Genomic DNA, 15,122 nt, shown 5'->3' on the forward strand with positions numbered 1-15,122 from the left:
CCGGCTCATCTTCTACGTGGCATAGAAATTGCCTGCATTATCTATCTTAGCCCCGCGAAAAGATCCCTCTCCGGTAGCTGGGCGGGGACCCTTGACTGGATCAGGGAGTAGTCCTCCCAAGGCCAGGCGCGGCGCTGCATTTCAGGCGAGACGGCGAAGAAGAACCCCAGCGGATCCACTTGGGTCCGGTGTTCGCGGAGAGCGTCGTCGCGGACCTCAAAGTAGTCACCACAGTCCACCTGGGTGGTGGTGGGGTGCCCGGCAGGAGGCGGCGTATGCCCCTCGGCGTCGGTCTCCAGCCAGGCGGCGAGCCGCTCCGCATAGGGCGACTGCAACCCCGCCTCTGCCAGGGCAAAATGGAGTGCCCGGAAGCGCTCGGGACTGAAGGCCCGGTCGTAGTAGAGCTTGCCGGGCTCCCAGGCTTCGCCCGTTCCGGGATAGCGGTCAGGATCCCCCGCCGCGTCGAACGCCTCTACAGCCACCCGGTGCGCCATGATGTGGTCCGGGTGCGGGTACCCTCCGTTTTCGTCATAGCTGATCATCACGTGCGGCTTGAAGCTGCGGACAAGCCGCACCAGTGGCGCTGCTGCGCGAGCCAGGGGCTGCGTGGCGAAGGAACCGTCGGGCAGGGGCGGGAGCGGATCGCCCTCGGGAAGCCCGGAGTCAACAAAGCCAATCCAGCGCTGCTTGATGCCCAGTACCTTGGCAGCCCGGTCCATCTCGAGCCGCCGGGCGCCCGCCATGTCGCGCTTTGGATGCGGTTCCCCCTCCACCGCAGGGTTCTGGATTCCACCCCTGGATCCGTCCGTGCAGGTAGCCACCATGACATCCACGCCGGCAGCGGCATACATCGCCATCGTGGCCGCACCCTTGCTCGACTCGTCATCAGGATGCGCGTGCACGGCGAGCAGCCGGAGCGGGGCCGGGGGTGTGCTGGACGCTGTCATCTCGGACGGCTCCTTTTTCTCGTGTAGCTGCCGTCCGGCAGCTTTGGCCGGGCGGTCATATAGGGGTACGGCATTGAGCGGGGCAGGGAATCCGTAGCCCGGAGAACCGTCTCCCGGATCCGCACTAAACTGAACTGGTGACTTCCCAGGATCAGCCGGCCGTTTCCCCGCCAGCAAGCACTAGCCTAGCCAATCGTTATGGCGGCCAAAAGCGCCGGCTGTCCGGCAAGGCAAAGCGTGCCATCGGAATTGGGGCGCTAGCGGCGGGAATCGGCTTCATGGCCTGGGTTTCCACGTCCTCAGCCACCGGCGGCGTGACGTCCAAGGACATTGGCTTCAGTGTTACGGACGCCACCCAGACGGAAGTCGATTTCCAAGTGACCCGGGACCCCGGTGTGGCAGTCAAGTGCGCCGTGAAGGCGCTGGACTCCAAGTTCGCCATCGTTGGCTGGAAAGTGGTGGATCTCCCGCCAGAAGAGGCGGACGGTACGGCCGACAACGGGCGCACCATTTCCCGGCGGGTGGTCCTGCAAACGGAGTCACTTGCTGTCTCGGGACTGGTGGACAGCTGCTGGATTCCTGACGGCTCCAAATAGGGGAATGTGATCTGCACCGCTTCCTTGTTGGGTTTAATCCACAGGATTGACTACAATGGAGCAATACCTTTACCCCGCTGAGCTGGTTACTGAGTTCCACAAGTGGCCACCGTGGCGGGGTCTTTTGCTGTATGACCCACAAGAGGAGAAGTCCGTGTCTACCACCAACAGCGCGCCTGCAGCCTGGCTCACCCAGGAAGCTTTTGACCGCCTGAAGGCAGAGCTGGACCACCTTTCCGGCGCTGGCCGTGCGGAGATTGTCCAGAAGATTGAAGCAGCCCGCCAGGAAGGCGACCTCAAGGAAAACGGCGGCTACCACGCAGCCAAGGAAGAGCAGGGCAAGATCGAGGCCCGGATCCGCCAGCTGACAGCCCTACTGCGCGATGCCCATGTAGGCGAAGCTCCCGCGGATGACGGGATCGTAGGGCCCGGCATGATCGTGGTGGCCAGGATCGCCGGGGACGAAGAGTCCTTCCTGCTCGGATCCCGTGAAATTGCCGGTGATTCGGACCTCGATGTCTTCAGCGAAAAGTCGCCCCTCGGCGCTGCGATTTTGGGCCACAAAGAAGGCGACAAACTCAGCTATACGGCACCCAACGGCAAGGACATCACGGTGGAGATCCTCTCTGCCAAGCCCTACGCCGCCTAGGGCACCTGCCCTATCGGAACACTTGCCACAACGGAAACACCGGTTGCCTTCAGGGGCGGCCGGTGTTTCCGTTACGGCGTCTTAGCAGCATGGCGGCGGCCACGCCACCCAAAGCTCCGCCCAGATGTGCCTGCCAGGAAATGTACCCCGCCACGACCGGCAACACACCGAGAAGGATGCTGCCGTACACCATGAACAGCACGATCGACAGCAGTATCTGCCCCCAGTTGCGATTCAAGAATCCCCTCACCAACAGGAAAGCGAACAGCCCGAAAACGAGCCCGGAAGCGCCAACTGTGATGCCGCCGTCGCCGATCAGCCAGACAGTCAGCCCGGAGCCCAGCCAGCTGAAGCCCAGCGCGGTCAGGAAGACCCTGAGCCCGGAAAGGAACACCAGGAACCCGAAGATGATCAACGGCAAAGTGTTGGACAGCAGGTGGTTGAGGCCGGCATGGAGCAGGGGGAACGTGAAAATATCCAGCAGGCCGTCGGCGCTGCGCGGCCGGAGACCGAAGGTCCTGTTCAGGGCGTGCAGCGTGAGCATGTTGACGATCTCGATCGCAAACAGCACCAGCACGAATCCGCCAACCACCAGCAGCCCGCCCTTTGCACGCGAGGCAGTGGTCACCCGACTTCTTGGACTCCCGTCCCCCATGGCGTCGAACATTACCGCCCCTAATGGACCACGATGGGCTGGAAGCCCTCGGCACGGAGCGCGCTGAGGACCTGCTCGCAATGTTGATGGCCCTTGGTTTCGAGGTTCACGGTGATGGAGACGTCCCCCATGCTGATGGAGCCTCCGACGCGGGTGTGGTCCAAACCCGTTACGTTCGCATCGTTCTCGGCGATGATGCGGGCGATCGTAGCCAGTGATCCCGGACGGTCATCAAGCATCATCCGTACTGTCATGTAGCGGCCGGCGGCCGACAGGCCCCGCTGGATGACCTTGAGCATAAGCATCGGATCGATGTTGCCTCCGGAGAGGATCACGGCGGTGGTGCCCGGATTCTCGATTGTCCCGTCCATCAGGGCCGCCACTCCGACCGCGCCGGCAGGTTCGACAACCAGTTTTGCCCGTTCCAGCAGGAAGATCAGGGCCCGCGCAAGGGAATCCTCGCTGACGGTCACCACATCGTCCACGAGTTCCCGGATGATGCTGAACGGCAGTTGCCCCGGACGCCCGACGGCGATGCCGTCCGCCATGGTGGACACCTTCTTCAGCGGGACCAGGGCGTCCGCCGCCAGCGACGGCGGATAGGCGGCGGCGTTCTCGGCCTGAACGCCGATGATGCGGATTTCCCGTCCCAGTTCCTTGGCCCGTGCCTTGACCGCGACGGCAACCCCGGCGAGCAGGCCGCCTCCGCCAACGCCCATGAGGATCGTGTCCACGTTGGGGATCTGTTCGAGAATCTCGAGGCCTATGGTTCCTTGGCCTGCCACGACGTCCACGTTGTCGAACGGGTGGACAAAGACCGTGCCGGATTCGTTGGCGTAGCGCTGCGCCTCCGCAAGCGCCTCATCGACGTTGTGGCCGTGCAGAATCACCTCCGCACCGTGGCTGCGCGTGGCCGCGAGCTTGGGGAGGGCCACGCCCAGCGGCATATAGATGCGGGCTTTGATGCCCAGGCTCTTGGCGGCGACGGCCACGCCCTGGGCATGGTTGCCGGCGGACGCGGCAACAACGCCGCGCTTTTTCTCCTCGGGGGAAAGCCTCGCCATCCGGACGTACGCTCCACGGACCTTGAACGACCCGGCCCGTTGCAGGTTTTCGCACTTGAAGTAGACGTCCCCGCCGACCAGTCCGCCCAGGGCCCGCGACGATTCCACCGGTGTCCGCGCAATAATCCCCTCGAGCAGCTTCTGCGCCTCCAGGACATCGTCCAGCGTGACGGGAAGGGTTTCAAGGATGTTCACGAACTATTCTCCTTTGGCGGATTCGGCTCCGGCGCCCGGTCCCGCAGGTCCGGTCCGGGCGTCCTGATTGTATGCATCTGTGCTGGGCGGGGCACCCTTGCCGCGCCAGTACTTGGCGCGTGGCAGGCTGACGTCCTTGAAGGTGTCGTCGTGGCCCGCGCCGACTGTCATCGCCGCTCCGGGAGCTGCCAGCACCTGTTCATGTTCCCACGTTCTGCCAGCGATGTAGCGAATTGCCGAGTTTGCTACGGCAAGGATGGGTACCGAGAACAGGGCCCCCGGGATTCCCGCCAGGTATGAGCCTGCCGCCACGGTGAGGATCACCGCCACCGGATGCAAGGCGACAGCTTTGCCCATCACCAGGGGCTGCAGGATGTGGCTCTCCAACTGCTGGACCAGCAGGACGATGGCCAGCATGATCAGGGCGTTGACCGGCCCGTTGGCCACGAGGGCCAGGAGGACAGCGATGGCACCGGTCACCAGGGCACCTACCACCGGAATGAACGAGCCGATGAACACGAGCACGCTCAGGGGCAGCGCCAGAGGCACCCCGATGATGGCGGCGCCGACGCCGATGCCCACCGCGTCAACAAATGCGACAAACATCTGGATCCGGGCGTAGCTGACCATGGAGGTCCACCCCCGGCGCCCGGCGCCGAAGGTTGCTGCGCGGGCCTTCTTAGGGAGCAGCCGGACCAGGAAGGCCCAGATCCTGTCCCCTTCAAGGAGGAAGAAAATCAGGATGAATAGAGCCAGCACCAGGCCGGCGGCAAAGTGTCCGGCAGTGCTGCCGAAGGACAACGCACCACTAAGGATGCTGCTGCTGTTGTTCTGCAGGGCGGCGGTAGCATCCTTGAGGTACTGGTCCATCTGGTCCGCGGTCAGGTGCAGCGGGCCGTCCGCCAGCCAGCCCTGGACCTGCTCCACGCCCTCCAGCGCCTCGGTCCAGAGTTCTCCGAAGCCGGAAACCAACTGTCGGCCCACCAAGGCAAGGGACCCGGCAATCAGGCCGATGAAGGCCAGCACGGTGATTGCCACGGCAGCACCGTTGGGCAGCCGGCGGCTCCGTAGCCAGCCCACCACGGGATTGAGGAGCCCGGCCAACAGTGCGGCCACCATGACCGGGATAATCAGGAAGCTGACCCGGCCCAGCAGCCAGATCAGTGCACCGCCAACCACGAGGATCAGCCCAAGCCTCCACGCCCAGGCCGCGGCGATGCGGACGCCATAGGGGATGTCCTGTTCAAGCTCCCTGTCGCCCATGACCGGCAACGGCGCTGCCTGTCCTGCCGTCAGTGCGGTCTCAGCAGTCAGGGCAGTCTCGGCAGCACGGGAGGCCGCGGCTGCTGCGTCAGCATGCGGGTTGGTGGCAGGTGGGACCGTGGCAGGTGGGACCGATGGTGTGGCGTCCTTGGCTGGCGTCATAGCCTAATACTTCCCCAGCGGCGGCCTTATGGGAAACGGCACGCTGCGTCTCCCAGCGTCGCCTCGATCCCCCACGACATGGTGAAGGAGTCCCCAGGTGCAAGCCACCGGAGCCCGTCTCCTGAATTGAAGGCATTGGCAGGTCCGGTCATCGGCTCTATCGCCACCGCCCTGGCCCTGTCCGGAAATTCCGTCGTTACAAAAACGTGCACGAAGGTGCATGCCTCGTCCTGCCACAGCGAGACGGTCCGGCCGGCCGGGGCGCTCAGCGTGTGACGGGCCACGCCGCCGTCGAACCTAATATCTGTGAGGGCAACGTCGACGGCGAGGCCTCCCACTCGCCGGCCGGCGCGCAGATCTGTGTCTCCGCTGACGGGTTCCGAACTGCGTGGGATCAGGCGTTTGTCCGCCACGAGCCTTGTCTCCGCCGCAACGGTCAGCGTCAGCTCGTCCATGTCGAGGTCCCCCAGCCTCAGGTAGGGATGTGCACCCAGGACGAAGGGTGCCGGCGTCGGCGAGTCGTTGATGAGGGTCTGGTGGACCACCAGGCCCTGGTCCTCGGCCAGGAGGTACTGCACGCGGTGGCGCAGCAGGAAAGGGAAGCCGTGCTGCGGAAAAATGGTCGCCTCGAGGGTCACGGAGTGCTGGGACTCGTCGACCAGCCCATACGCGGCGTTGCGCAGCAGTCCGTGGCTCGCGTTGTTTCTCGAGACTTCCGTGATGTCCAGCTGCTGTTTCTTCCCGTCCAGATACCAGACCCCGTCCTCCACCCTGTTTGCCCACGGCGCGAGGGTGATGCCGGCAGCTCCCGGCGGAATATCCGCGTCCCCGTATGTCTCGGTGAGCAACACGCCGGAACGGCTGTATAGCCGCAGGCCTGCCGCGAGCTCGGTGACCACGGCGAGGGCGTCTCCGCGCCGGATTTCATACTGCCGCCCTGTGGCGTAGGTCCTGAATCCGTCGGGAAGGCCTGCTGTCGGGTCTGGGCTGGAAGTCATGAGCACCACCGTACATGGCCGGAGGACGGCGGAGCCATCAACCTCCGACTGTTGTCTTTTGTTTGAATCTATTCTTTTCTGAGCGGAATATGTAACAATTGGATGGCCGCAGTCATCACTATCGAAGGAGGAATCCGTGCTGGCAGCCCAACGGCAGCACCTGATCCTCCAGGAGGTCCAGGCCCAGGGAACGGTCCGCGTGGCTGTCCTCGCCGAACGCCTCGAAGTCTCCGAGATGACCATCCGCCGGGACATCGATGCGCTGGACGCCGACGGCCTGCTGCTCCGGGTCCATGGCGGGGCAGCACGCACGGACAGCCTAAGTGCATTGGAGCCTGCTTTTGCCAGCAAGTCGGCCCGGCAGCTCGGAGCCAAGAGGGCTATTGCGGCGGAAGCCGTGCGCCTTGTCGAACCTGGGATGACTCTACTCATCTCGGGCGGCACCACCACTTTTGAACTTGCAAGGATCCTGCCCCGGAACATGGGCCTCACCGTGGCCACGAACTCCATCATGGTGGCCAATTCGCTGGCGGCAGGGAGCTCAGCCGACGACGACGGCGGTATCCGGACCCTGATTCTGGGCGGGGAACGTACTCCCTCCGAGGCCCTGGTCGGCCCGCTGGCAGCCGAGGCCGTCAGAACAATGGACGCGGACCTGTGCTTTATGGGCGCCCACGGTATGGATCTCCAGGCCGGGATCACGTCTCCGAATCTGCTTGAAGCCGAACTCAACACAGCAATGATCGAAGCCTCCAGGAAACTCATCGTCCTCGCCGACGCCACCAAATACGGGCTGGTGGGCCTGGCCGGTATCTGCGCCGTGTCCGACGTCGATACTTTGATCACCGACAGCCGCATCAAGGAGCTCCCGACAGGCCGCCTGGCCGCCCTCCGTGAGGCGGTCACCGACGTACGCGTGGCCGCGGTCCCCGCTGGCCGGGACGGGCCAACCGAACACACCGCCGTAGCCACAAGCCCGCCAGAAGCCCTGAAGCTTCCCGTACCAGCATCCAAAGGACAAAAGCCATGACAGGTATCACCAGCACCAAGCTTGCCGACGGCCGGGAGCTGATCTATTTCGACGACGCGGAAACACCCAAGTCCCGCACCGCCGAAACAACCACTGACCACCGCGACCTCCCGGAACGCGGAGAGCCCGGTGAAGTCCGGTTCGATGCGCTGACGGGAGAATGGGTGGCGGTAGCCGCACACCGGCAGACCCGCACGCACCTTCCGCCCGCGGACCAGTGCCCCATCTGCCCCACTACGCCAAACAACCCGTCGGAAATTCCCGCGCCCGACTACGACGTTGTCGTGTTTGAAAACCGCTTCCCATCGCTCGGACCAGCCACGGGCACTGTTCCCGAAAATCCCGCCTGGGGCACCACCGGCCCCGCCTACGGACGCTGTGAAGTAGTAGCCTTCACCCCCGAGCACACCGGATCATTCAGCGGCCTGAGCGAAGCCAGGGCCCGGACCGTGGTGGAGGCCTGGGCCCAACGCACCGAAGCGCTCAGTGCGCTGCCTGGCATCAAGCAGGTCTTCCCGTTCGAAAACAGGGGAGCCGACATCGGGGTCACCCTCCACCATCCCCACGGACAGATCTACGCCTACCCCTATGTCACGCCCCGCGCTGGCGTGTTGGGCGCGGCTGCGCGGAAATTCTACGATCAAGCAGACGGTGCGCAGACCCTCACGGGATCGCTGCTGCGTGCCGAACGTGAGGACGGCAGCCGGATGGTGATGGAAGGGGAGAACTTCAGCGCCTATGTGCCCTTCGCCGCGCGCTGGCCGCTCGAAATCCATCTGGTGCCGCACCGCCAGGTTCCCGACCTTGCTGCCCTGAGCGGCGACGAAAAGGACGAGCTCGCCCATGTTTACCTGGATCTGCTCAAGCGTCTTGATGCCTTATACCCCACCCCAACTCCGTACATCTCGGCCTGGCATCAGGCTCCCCTGGATGACGTGCTGCGGCCTGCAAGCTACCTGCACCTGCAGCTGACATCGCCGCGCCGGGCAGCGGACAAGCTCAAGTTCCTTGCCGGTTCCGAGGCCGCCATGGGCGCGTTCATCAACGACACCACTCCGGAAAGCGTGGCTGAACGCCTCCGCGCCGTCGTGGTCCCGGATTCCACCCCCTCCCCCGCCGCCACTAAGGCGGCCATACCCGAAGGAGCACGCGCGTGAGTGCCGCACCCGACCCGCTGACCTCCCAGGCAGTCCCGCCCACCACGGCGGAGCTTACCGCCCGCTTTGAGCGTGAATTCGGCCGGGTCCCGGACGGCGTGTGGCAGGCGCCGGGTCGGGTCAACCTGATCGGCGAACACACGGACTACAACGAGGGCTTTGTGCTTCCGTTCGCCATCGACAAGACCGCCCGGGTGGCTATCGCGGCCCGCCCGGACTCCACCATCCGGCTGCTGTCCACCTACGGCGACCAAGGGGTCTTCAGCACAAACCTCCGAACGCTGGAGCCGGGGGCCGCCAAAGGCTGGACCAAGTATCCGCTCGGCGTCATCTGGGCCCTTCAGCAGCGTGGAATCACCGTTCCCGGGCTGGATCTGCTCCTTGATTCCAGCGTGCCGCTGGGTGCCGGGCTGTCCTCCTCCCATGCGATCGAGTGCGCGGTGGTGTCAGCACTGAATGAGCTGACGGGAGCTGACCTGCGAGCTGAGGACATGGTCCTGGCCACTCAGCAGGCGGAAAACGACTTTGTGGGCGCCCCCACGGGCATCATGGACCAGTCGGCCTCGCTCCGGGGGGCAAAGGGCCACGCCGTTTTCCTCGACTGCCGGGACCAGAGCGTGCGCCTGGTCCCGTTCGAGGCGGAACCTGCCGGGCTGGTGATGCTGGTGATCGACACCAAGGTTTCGCACTCCCATGCCGACGGCGGCTACGCGTCGCGCCGGGCCGCCTGCGAACTGGGCGCAGAGGTGCTTGGCGTCAAGGCCCTCCGCGACGTCCAGGTGGGCGAGCTCGGAGAAGCCAGCGGGCTCCTGGACGAGGTGACCTTCCGGCGGGTCCGTCACGTGGTCACCGAAAACGACCGCGTACTCCAGACGGTGGACCTGCTGGCCGGTGAAGGCCCCGGGTCAATCGGTGCGCTGCTCGACGCCAGCCATTTGTCCATGCGCGACGACTTCGAGATCTCCTGCCCGGAGCTTGACCTGGCCGTGGAAACCTCCCGCGCCAACGGCGCCATCGGAGCCCGGATGACCGGCGGAGGCTTTGGCGGGTCGGCGATCGCACTGACTCCGCTGGCCGCTGAGCAGCAGGTGCGCGCCGCCGTCGAACGCGCCTTCGCGGAAGCTGGCTTCACTGCTCCGGACATTTTCACGGTGACCCCCGCTGCAGGAGCCATGCGGATCTCCTGAGGACAGAAACGCACAAAAGAAGAGGACCCCCGCCTGTAACTGCATGTGGCGGGGGTCCTCTTCCGTTTCGAAAGTATGGCCCGGTTTCGAAGTACGACGGCGGAGGCCGGCTTGGGTGCTAGTCGTCTCCCCGCAGGATAGCCAGCAGGCGGATCATCTCCACATACAGCCAGACCAGCGTGACGGTGAGGCCGAATGCCGCGGTCCAGGAGAAGCGCTGCGGCGCCCCGCTCCGGACGCCTGCCTCGATGCTGGTGAAGTCCATGATCAGCGAGAAGGCCGCCAGGCCGATCGCCAGGACGCCAATGGCGACCCCCACAATGCCGTGACGCAGCCCGAACGGTTCAGTCTGCAAACCCGTCATCATCATGACGAGGTTGACTACTGAGAACAGGGCGTAACCGACCATGGCGATCATAAAGAACTTCATGGCCTTAGGGGTTGCGCGCACCTTGCCGCTCTTGAATAGGAGCAACGTCACGGTGAACACGGACAACGTGCCGATGACAGCCTGCAGCCCAACTCCCGGATACATCAGGTCGAGGACGCGGGTGAGCCCACCCAGGAACAGTCCTTCAAGCCCGGCATAGGCCAGGATCAGAGCCGGGGATGGCTGCTTCTTGAACGTGTTGACCAAGGCCAGCACGAAGCCGCCCAGGGCGCCGACGATCATCAGCATCATGGCGAGGCTTTGGCCGACGAAGAGTGTCACGGCCGCGCCGGCAACCAGGACGCCGAGGCATGCTGCGGTCTTGACAATGACGTCGTCAAAGGTCATCCGGCCGGTATCGGCGGGGCCCGCCGCCGGCTGGTTGTACATCTGCTGCAGCTGCTCATTGGTCATGTTCTGCTGCTGGGGCGCCCAGGCTCCCTGGCCATAGGGCTGCTGCCCGTAGGGAGCCTGGCCGTAGGGCTGCTGCCCGTAGGCAGCCTGCGGTACAGGCGGGGCCTGGGTGGCTCCACGGAAATTCTTTCCGTTGAAGATCGGGTTTCCGCCAAGTGCCATTGCGGGTGTCCTCCAAATAAAGGGATGGATACTGAACTTAAGGTTCACGTTACCAATTTCCACGCCCCGGGGCCGCTGAAAGTTCCCGCTCCGGGAGTCGCAACCCAACTGTGACATGGCGTTTTGCGGTTAGCCCACTCCCAGGTAGGCCTCCTTGATAGCCGGGTTTGCCATCAGTTCCTTTCCGGTGCCGCTGTGCGTGATTTCACCAGTTTCCAGGACAAAGGCCCGGTGCGCCCCCGCCAGGGCCTGGTTGGCGTTCTGTTCGACCATGAGCACCGTGGTGCCCTGCTTGTTGATCTCCTTGATGATCTTGAAGATCTGGCGGATAAATTGCGGAGCGAGGCCCATCGACGGTTCGTCCAGGAGCAGCAGTTTCGGATTGGACATCAGGGCCCTGCCGATGGCGAGCATTTGCTGCTCCCCACCTGACATGGTGCCGCCGTACTGCTTCTCCCGTTCCTTCAGCCGCGGGAAGAGGTCGAACACGCGCTCCAAATCCTGCGGAACACCGTTTCTGTCCTTGCGGCCGAAAGTACCCATGTCCAGGTTCTCCATGACCGTCATGCCCGGGAAGATCCCCCGCCCTTCCGGAGCCTGGGAGATGCCCTGGACCACCCGGATGTGGGCCTTCATTTTCGTAATATCGTCCCCAGCGAACGTGATTTTGCCGCTGGTGGGGTTTAGCAGCCCCGATATCGTCTTCATCGTGGTGGTTTTGCCGGCCCCGTTGGCACCGATCAGGGAGACAACCTCCCCCTCGTTGACGGTGAAGGACATGTTCCGAATGGCCTGGATCCGTCCGTAGTGGACGGATACGTCTTCGAGTTCAAGCAACGTCATCTTCGGGCTCCCCCAGGTAGGCCGCGATCACGCGCGGGTCTTCACGGATCTCGCGTGGCAGCCCATCAGCGATTTTCTTGCCGAACTCCAGAACAACGATCCGGTCGGTCACCCCCATGACCAGCTTCATGTCGTGCTCGATCAACAGCACCGTATAGCCTTCATCGCGGATGGTGCGGATCAGCGCCATCAGATCTTCCTTCTCAGCCGGGTTGAACCCCGCTGCGGGCTCGTCCAGGCACAGGACCTTGGGATCCGTCGCCAGGGCGCGGGCAATCTCCAGGCGGCGCTGGTAGCCATACGGCAGGTGCCGGGAGAGGAAGTGCGCGTGATCCGCGATGCCCACAAAGTCCAGCAAAGCCATGCCCCGCTCTATCGCCGATTTCTCCTCCCGAATGTGGGTCGGCAGTCGCAGCAAAGCTCCGCCCACACTGGTGCGGTGCCGGGCGTCAAGGCCGACGACGACGTTCTCGAGGGCGGTCATCTCGCCAAAAAGCCGGATGTTCTGGAACGTGCGCGACAGTCCCAGCCTGGTGATCTTGTGCTGCTTCAGGCCGTTAACGGACTGGCCTTCCAGGACCACCTTCCCGCTGGTGGGCTTGTAAACCCCGGTCATGGCGTTGAAGCATGTGGTCTTGCCTGCACCGTTAGGTCCGATGAGGCCAAGGATTTCGCCGCGCTTAATGTTGAAGCTGACGTTGTCCAGGGCAACGAGGCCGCCGAACTTGATCGTGAGGTTCTGCACCTCGACGAGGTTGTCTCCCACCTTGACCGCAATGTCACGGTCAGGGGCCACCTTCTCGGCCAAGTCCAGGTCCACGCCGGCTTCCGCCAGTGCCGCCACGTCGATTTCAGCGGGTTCAGCGGTGTCGCTGCCAACTTCCGTGCCTGGATTAGCCCTTCTGCCTGGCTTAGCAGATGCTGTGTCGTCGGTAGTCATGCCTGGACTCCCTTCCCGTTGCCTTTGCCCAGCCCGGAACGGCCGGCCGGCGGCACTTCGCCTCCTGGGATTGCGCTGGATTCCTTCTTGGCGACCTTGTTGTAGGCGGTCCGCCCATAGGCCAGCAGGCGCTGGCGTGCGGGCAGCAGGCCCTGGGACCGGAATATCATGATCAGCACAAGCGCGATGCCGAAGATGAGGTACTTGTACTCGGCGATGGCCGTGAAGCGCAGGGGAATGTAGCTGACCAGCGCTCCGCCGACGATGGCCCCGACTTTATTGCCGGCTCCTCCCAGCACCACGGCCGCCAGGAACAGGATGGAGGTGGTGACGTCAAACTTCTGGTTGTTTACGAAGCCCACCTGCCCCGCGAACAACGCCCCCGACATGCCGCCGATGGCTGCTCCGATGGCGAAGGCCCAGACCTTGTACTTGAAGGTCGGAACGCCCATGATCTCGGCGGCATCCTCGTCTTCCCTGATGGCGATCCAGGCGCGCCCCACGCGGCTCCGCTCAAGGTTGCCGACGAGGAGGGTGATGACGATGATGATGGTCAGCGTCAGCCAGTACCAGGGCACTCCGTTGGAATTCGAGAAGATGGGAGTGCCGTCCGCTTCGGTACCGGGCGGGTGGCCCACGTTCTGGAAACCCACCTGGCCTTTCATGGCGGGGATGATCGTGGCGAGGATGCGGACAATTTCACCGAAGCCGAGCGTCACGATCGCCAGATAGTCGCCCCGCAGACGCAGTGTGGGAACTCCCAGCACCACGCCGAAAAACATGGTGACGGCCATCGCCACCGGGATGGTCCACAGGTAGGGAATGTGCAGGAACGGGGAGTCCGGGCTCGTCAGCATCGCCGCGCAATACGATCCCACGGCGAAGAAGGCGACGTAACCAAGGTCCAACAGGCCGGCGTATCCCACCACCACGTTCAGTCCGACGGCGATCAGTGCGAAGCGGGCCATGTCGAAGCACGCGAGGGCAAAGTTGTTGCCGGGCTCCGTGGTGATAATGGGCGGGTTGATCAGCGGCAGCATGTAGGCAAGGACCACAACGACAATGAGGAAGGCCCATTGCTGCTGGCGCGGCAGGGCGTTCCAGCGCTCGCCAAGGGATCCGAAGATCCCGCGGCCGCCCCGTTTTTCCGGAGTGACGCTGGTGCCGGGCCCCGTGGACTTGGCTTCACGGTCCTCGGCCGCTTGTTCAGCGGCGGCCTCGGGAAGCGGCGTGGGTCCATCGACCATGCTCATGCTTTGCTCCTTCCAAGGGAGGTGCCCAGAATACCCTGCGGACGAAGCAGGAGAACCAGGACCAGGACGACGAAGGCGACGACGTCCGTCCACTGTGAGTTGCCCAGCAGGATCTGCCCGTAGTTGCCGATAAGGCCCAGGAGCAGTCCGCCCAGGAGCGCGCCGCGGACGTTGCCGATACCGCCCAGTACTGCTGCCGCAAAGGCCTTAATGCCCAGGACGAATCCGCCGCTGTACTGGACGCCGGAAGGAATTTTCATGACATAGAACAAGGCAGCGGCGCCTGCGAGCACGCCTCCGATCACGAAGGTGGTGATGATGATCCGCTCTTTGTTCACGCCCATCAACGTGGCAGTGTCCGGGTCCTGGGCTACGGCACGGATTCCGCGGCCGGTCCGGGACTTGCTGATGAACCGCTCCGTGGCCACCATCATGATGATGGCCGCGATGACGATAACCACCTGCTGCGAGTCAATGATGGTGCCGAAAACGTCAAAGATTGCCAAGGGGCGGAACATGGTGATGGCAACTTCCGGGCTCGGCCCGCGGACGAGGTAGATGATGTACTGGATGGTGAAGGATGCACCGATGGCGGTGATCAGGAAGACCAGCCGCGGAGCGTTGCGCTTCCGCAAGGGCTTATAGGCCACCCGTTCCAGCAGGAAAGCTGTTGCTGCGGACGCCGCCATGGCCAATACGAGCGCCAGTACAAGGTTTAGGATGATCGCCGTCAGCCCCAGCCGCGGCACTGAGGGGCCAAAGCCCAACGAGGTCAGTGTGAAGACAACGGCGTAGCAGCCGACGATAAAAACCTCGGAGTGGGCGAAGTTGATGAGGTTGAGGACACCGTAGACGAGGGTGTAGCCCAAGGCCACCAGCGCGTAGATGGCGCCGAACGTCAACCCGTCAAAGGTGGCACTCCAGAAATTCTGCATGAGGGAGGGTACATCGAAGGAAATCCAGTCGTTTTCCATCGGAGGCAAGGGGACAAGCAGGGGAAGCATTGGCACATCCTGATCCAGTCGGGCCCGTCAGTTGGGGGCGGTGCCGACACTCGTACTTTGGTGCTCTGTCGGTTGCAATAGGGCCGCTATGCATAGCCGCCCGGTCAAGAAGGAACCCGGTCAAGAAAAAGCTGTGGGGTCCGCGTTAGCTGACCCCACAGCCTGTTCTGTTC

15 protein-coding genes are annotated in these 15,122 nt (G+C 63.8%); 5 read left to right on the plus strand and 10 right to left on the minus strand.

Features of this window, described 5'->3' with window-relative positions; all coding sequences use genetic code 11:
* Nucleotides 1-41 precede the first annotated feature (41 nt).
* The gene (mca, locus tag J7E83_RS01545; protein WP_214958652.1) at nucleotides 42-947 is read right to left on the minus strand and encodes a mycothiol conjugate amidase Mca; all 906 of its coding nucleotides are present in this window, start codon (nucleotides 945-947) and stop codon (nucleotides 42-44) included.
* A 137-nt stretch (nucleotides 948-1,084) separates the two neighbouring features.
* On the opposite strand from mca, the gene J7E83_RS01550 reads away from it, so the two are divergent.
* Together J7E83_RS01550 and greA are read left to right on the plus strand one after the other, a co-directional pair.
* On the plus strand, nucleotides 1,085-1,543 hold the full coding sequence (locus tag J7E83_RS01550) for a DUF4307 domain-containing protein (protein WP_214958653.1): 459 nt from the start codon (nucleotides 1,085-1,087) through the stop codon (nucleotides 1,541-1,543).
* Nucleotides 1,544-1,697: 154 nt separating this feature from the next.
* Complete coding sequence (greA, locus tag J7E83_RS01555) at nucleotides 1,698-2,192, plus strand: transcription elongation factor GreA (RefSeq protein ID WP_214958654.1); 495 nt, start codon at nucleotides 1,698-1,700, stop codon at nucleotides 2,190-2,192.
* Nucleotides 2,193-2,241: 49 nt separating this feature from the next.
* Here the strand turns inward: greA and J7E83_RS01560 are convergent, their stop codons facing one another.
* The 4 genes from J7E83_RS01560 to J7E83_RS01575 are packed head-to-tail and all read right to left on the minus strand — an operon-like array spanning nucleotide 2,242 to nucleotide 6,529.
* Nucleotides 2,242-2,859: a rhomboid family intramembrane serine protease gene (locus tag J7E83_RS01560; protein WP_214958655.1), complete on the minus strand. Its 618-nt coding sequence runs from the start codon at nucleotides 2,857-2,859 to the stop codon at nucleotides 2,242-2,244.
* 8 nt (nucleotides 2,860-2,867) lie between these two features.
* Nucleotides 2,868-4,106, minus strand: a complete 1,239-nt coding sequence (ilvA, locus tag J7E83_RS01565; protein ID WP_214958656.1) for a threonine ammonia-lyase — start codon at nucleotides 4,104-4,106, stop codon at nucleotides 2,868-2,870.
* 3 nt (nucleotides 4,107-4,109) lie between these two features.
* Nucleotides 4,110-5,531 (minus strand): AI-2E family transporter, encoded by a 1,422-nt coding sequence (locus tag J7E83_RS01570; RefSeq protein ID WP_396020464.1) that lies wholly within the window; start codon nucleotides 5,529-5,531, stop codon nucleotides 4,110-4,112.
* 26 nt (nucleotides 5,532-5,557) lie between these two features.
* A complete protein-coding gene (locus J7E83_RS01575) occupies nucleotides 5,558-6,529 on the minus strand; it encodes an aldose 1-epimerase family protein (protein WP_214958657.1) in 972 nt (323 codons plus the stop codon).
* A 136-nt stretch (nucleotides 6,530-6,665) separates the two neighbouring features.
* Between J7E83_RS01575 and J7E83_RS01580 the strand changes: the two genes are divergently transcribed.
* Genes J7E83_RS01580 through galK form a run of 3 tightly spaced genes read left to right on the plus strand, consistent with a single transcriptional unit; the run spans nucleotide 6,666 to nucleotide 9,903 of the window.
* Nucleotides 6,666-7,559: a DeoR/GlpR family DNA-binding transcription regulator gene (locus tag J7E83_RS01580; protein ID WP_214958658.1), complete on the plus strand. Its 894-nt coding sequence runs from the start codon at nucleotides 6,666-6,668 to the stop codon at nucleotides 7,557-7,559.
* A complete protein-coding gene (gene galT, locus J7E83_RS01585) occupies nucleotides 7,556-8,716 on the plus strand; it encodes a galactose-1-phosphate uridylyltransferase (protein WP_214958659.1) in 1,161 nt (386 codons plus the stop codon). The genes J7E83_RS01580 and galT overlap by 4 nt, the downstream gene beginning before the upstream one ends.
* Nucleotides 8,713-9,903: a galactokinase gene (galK, locus tag J7E83_RS01590; RefSeq protein WP_214958660.1), complete on the plus strand. Its 1,191-nt coding sequence runs from the start codon at nucleotides 8,713-8,715 to the stop codon at nucleotides 9,901-9,903. Before galT ends, galK begins: the two co-directional genes overlap by 4 nt.
* A gap of 118 nt (nucleotides 9,904-10,021) precedes the next feature.
* On the opposite strand, the gene J7E83_RS01595 is transcribed toward galK, so the two are convergent.
* The 5 genes from J7E83_RS01595 to J7E83_RS01615 form a co-directional block, all read right to left on the minus strand.
* Nucleotides 10,022-10,909, minus strand: coding sequence for a Bax inhibitor-1/YccA family protein (locus tag J7E83_RS01595; protein WP_214958661.1), 888 nt, complete (start codon nucleotides 10,907-10,909; stop codon nucleotides 10,022-10,024).
* Nucleotides 10,910-11,038: 129 nt separating this feature from the next.
* On the minus strand, nucleotides 11,039-11,746 hold the full coding sequence (locus tag J7E83_RS01600; RefSeq protein ID WP_396020470.1) for an ABC transporter ATP-binding protein: 708 nt from the start codon (nucleotides 11,744-11,746) through the stop codon (nucleotides 11,039-11,041).
* Nucleotides 11,739-12,692: an ABC transporter ATP-binding protein gene (locus J7E83_RS01605; protein WP_251043279.1), complete on the minus strand. Its 954-nt coding sequence runs from the start codon at nucleotides 12,690-12,692 to the stop codon at nucleotides 11,739-11,741. Before J7E83_RS01605 ends, J7E83_RS01600 begins: the two co-directional genes overlap by 8 nt.
* Nucleotides 12,689-13,945, minus strand: coding sequence for a branched-chain amino acid ABC transporter permease (locus J7E83_RS01610; protein ID WP_251043280.1), 1,257 nt, complete (start codon nucleotides 13,943-13,945; stop codon nucleotides 12,689-12,691). Before J7E83_RS01610 ends, J7E83_RS01605 begins: the two co-directional genes overlap by 4 nt.
* Nucleotides 13,942-14,949, minus strand: coding sequence for a branched-chain amino acid ABC transporter permease (locus tag J7E83_RS01615; RefSeq protein WP_214958663.1), 1,008 nt, complete (start codon nucleotides 14,947-14,949; stop codon nucleotides 13,942-13,944). Before J7E83_RS01615 ends, J7E83_RS01610 begins: the two co-directional genes overlap by 4 nt.
* Nucleotides 14,950-15,122 lie beyond the last annotated feature (173 nt).

The sequence above is a fragment of the Arthrobacter sp. ISL-48 genome, assembly GCF_018613805.1.
In the GTDB taxonomy this organism is placed as follows: Bacteria; Actinomycetota; Actinomycetes; order Actinomycetales; family Micrococcaceae; genus Arthrobacter.

Coding starts and splice junctions, on each gene's coding strand:
- galT (WP_214958659.1), top strand. CDS start 7,556: ATGACAGGTATCACCAGCACCAAGCTTGCCGACGGCCGGGAGCTGATC.
- J7E83_RS01605 (WP_251043279.1), bottom strand. CDS start 12,692: ATGACTACCGACGACACAGCATCTGCTAAGCCAGGCAGAAGGGCTAAT.
- J7E83_RS01595 (WP_214958661.1), bottom strand. CDS start 10,909: ATGGCACTTGGCGGAAACCCGATCTTCAACGGAAAGAATTTCCGTGGA.
- J7E83_RS01615 (WP_214958663.1), bottom strand. CDS start 14,949: ATGCTTCCCCTGCTTGTCCCCTTGCCTCCGATGGAAAACGACTGGATT.
- mca (WP_214958652.1), bottom strand. CDS start 947: ATGACAGCGTCCAGCACACCCCCGGCCCCGCTCCGGCTGCTCGCCGTG.
- J7E83_RS01610 (WP_251043280.1), bottom strand. CDS start 13,945: ATGAGCATGGTCGATGGACCCACGCCGCTTCCCGAGGCCGCCGCTGAA.
- J7E83_RS01560 (WP_214958655.1), bottom strand. CDS start 2,859: ATGTTCGACGCCATGGGGGACGGGAGTCCAAGAAGTCGGGTGACCACT.
- J7E83_RS01575 (WP_214958657.1), bottom strand. CDS start 6,529: ATGACTTCCAGCCCAGACCCGACAGCAGGCCTTCCCGACGGATTCAGG.
- J7E83_RS01570 (WP_396020464.1), bottom strand. CDS start 5,531: ATGACGCCAGCCAAGGACGCCACACCATCGGTCCCACCTGCCACGGTC.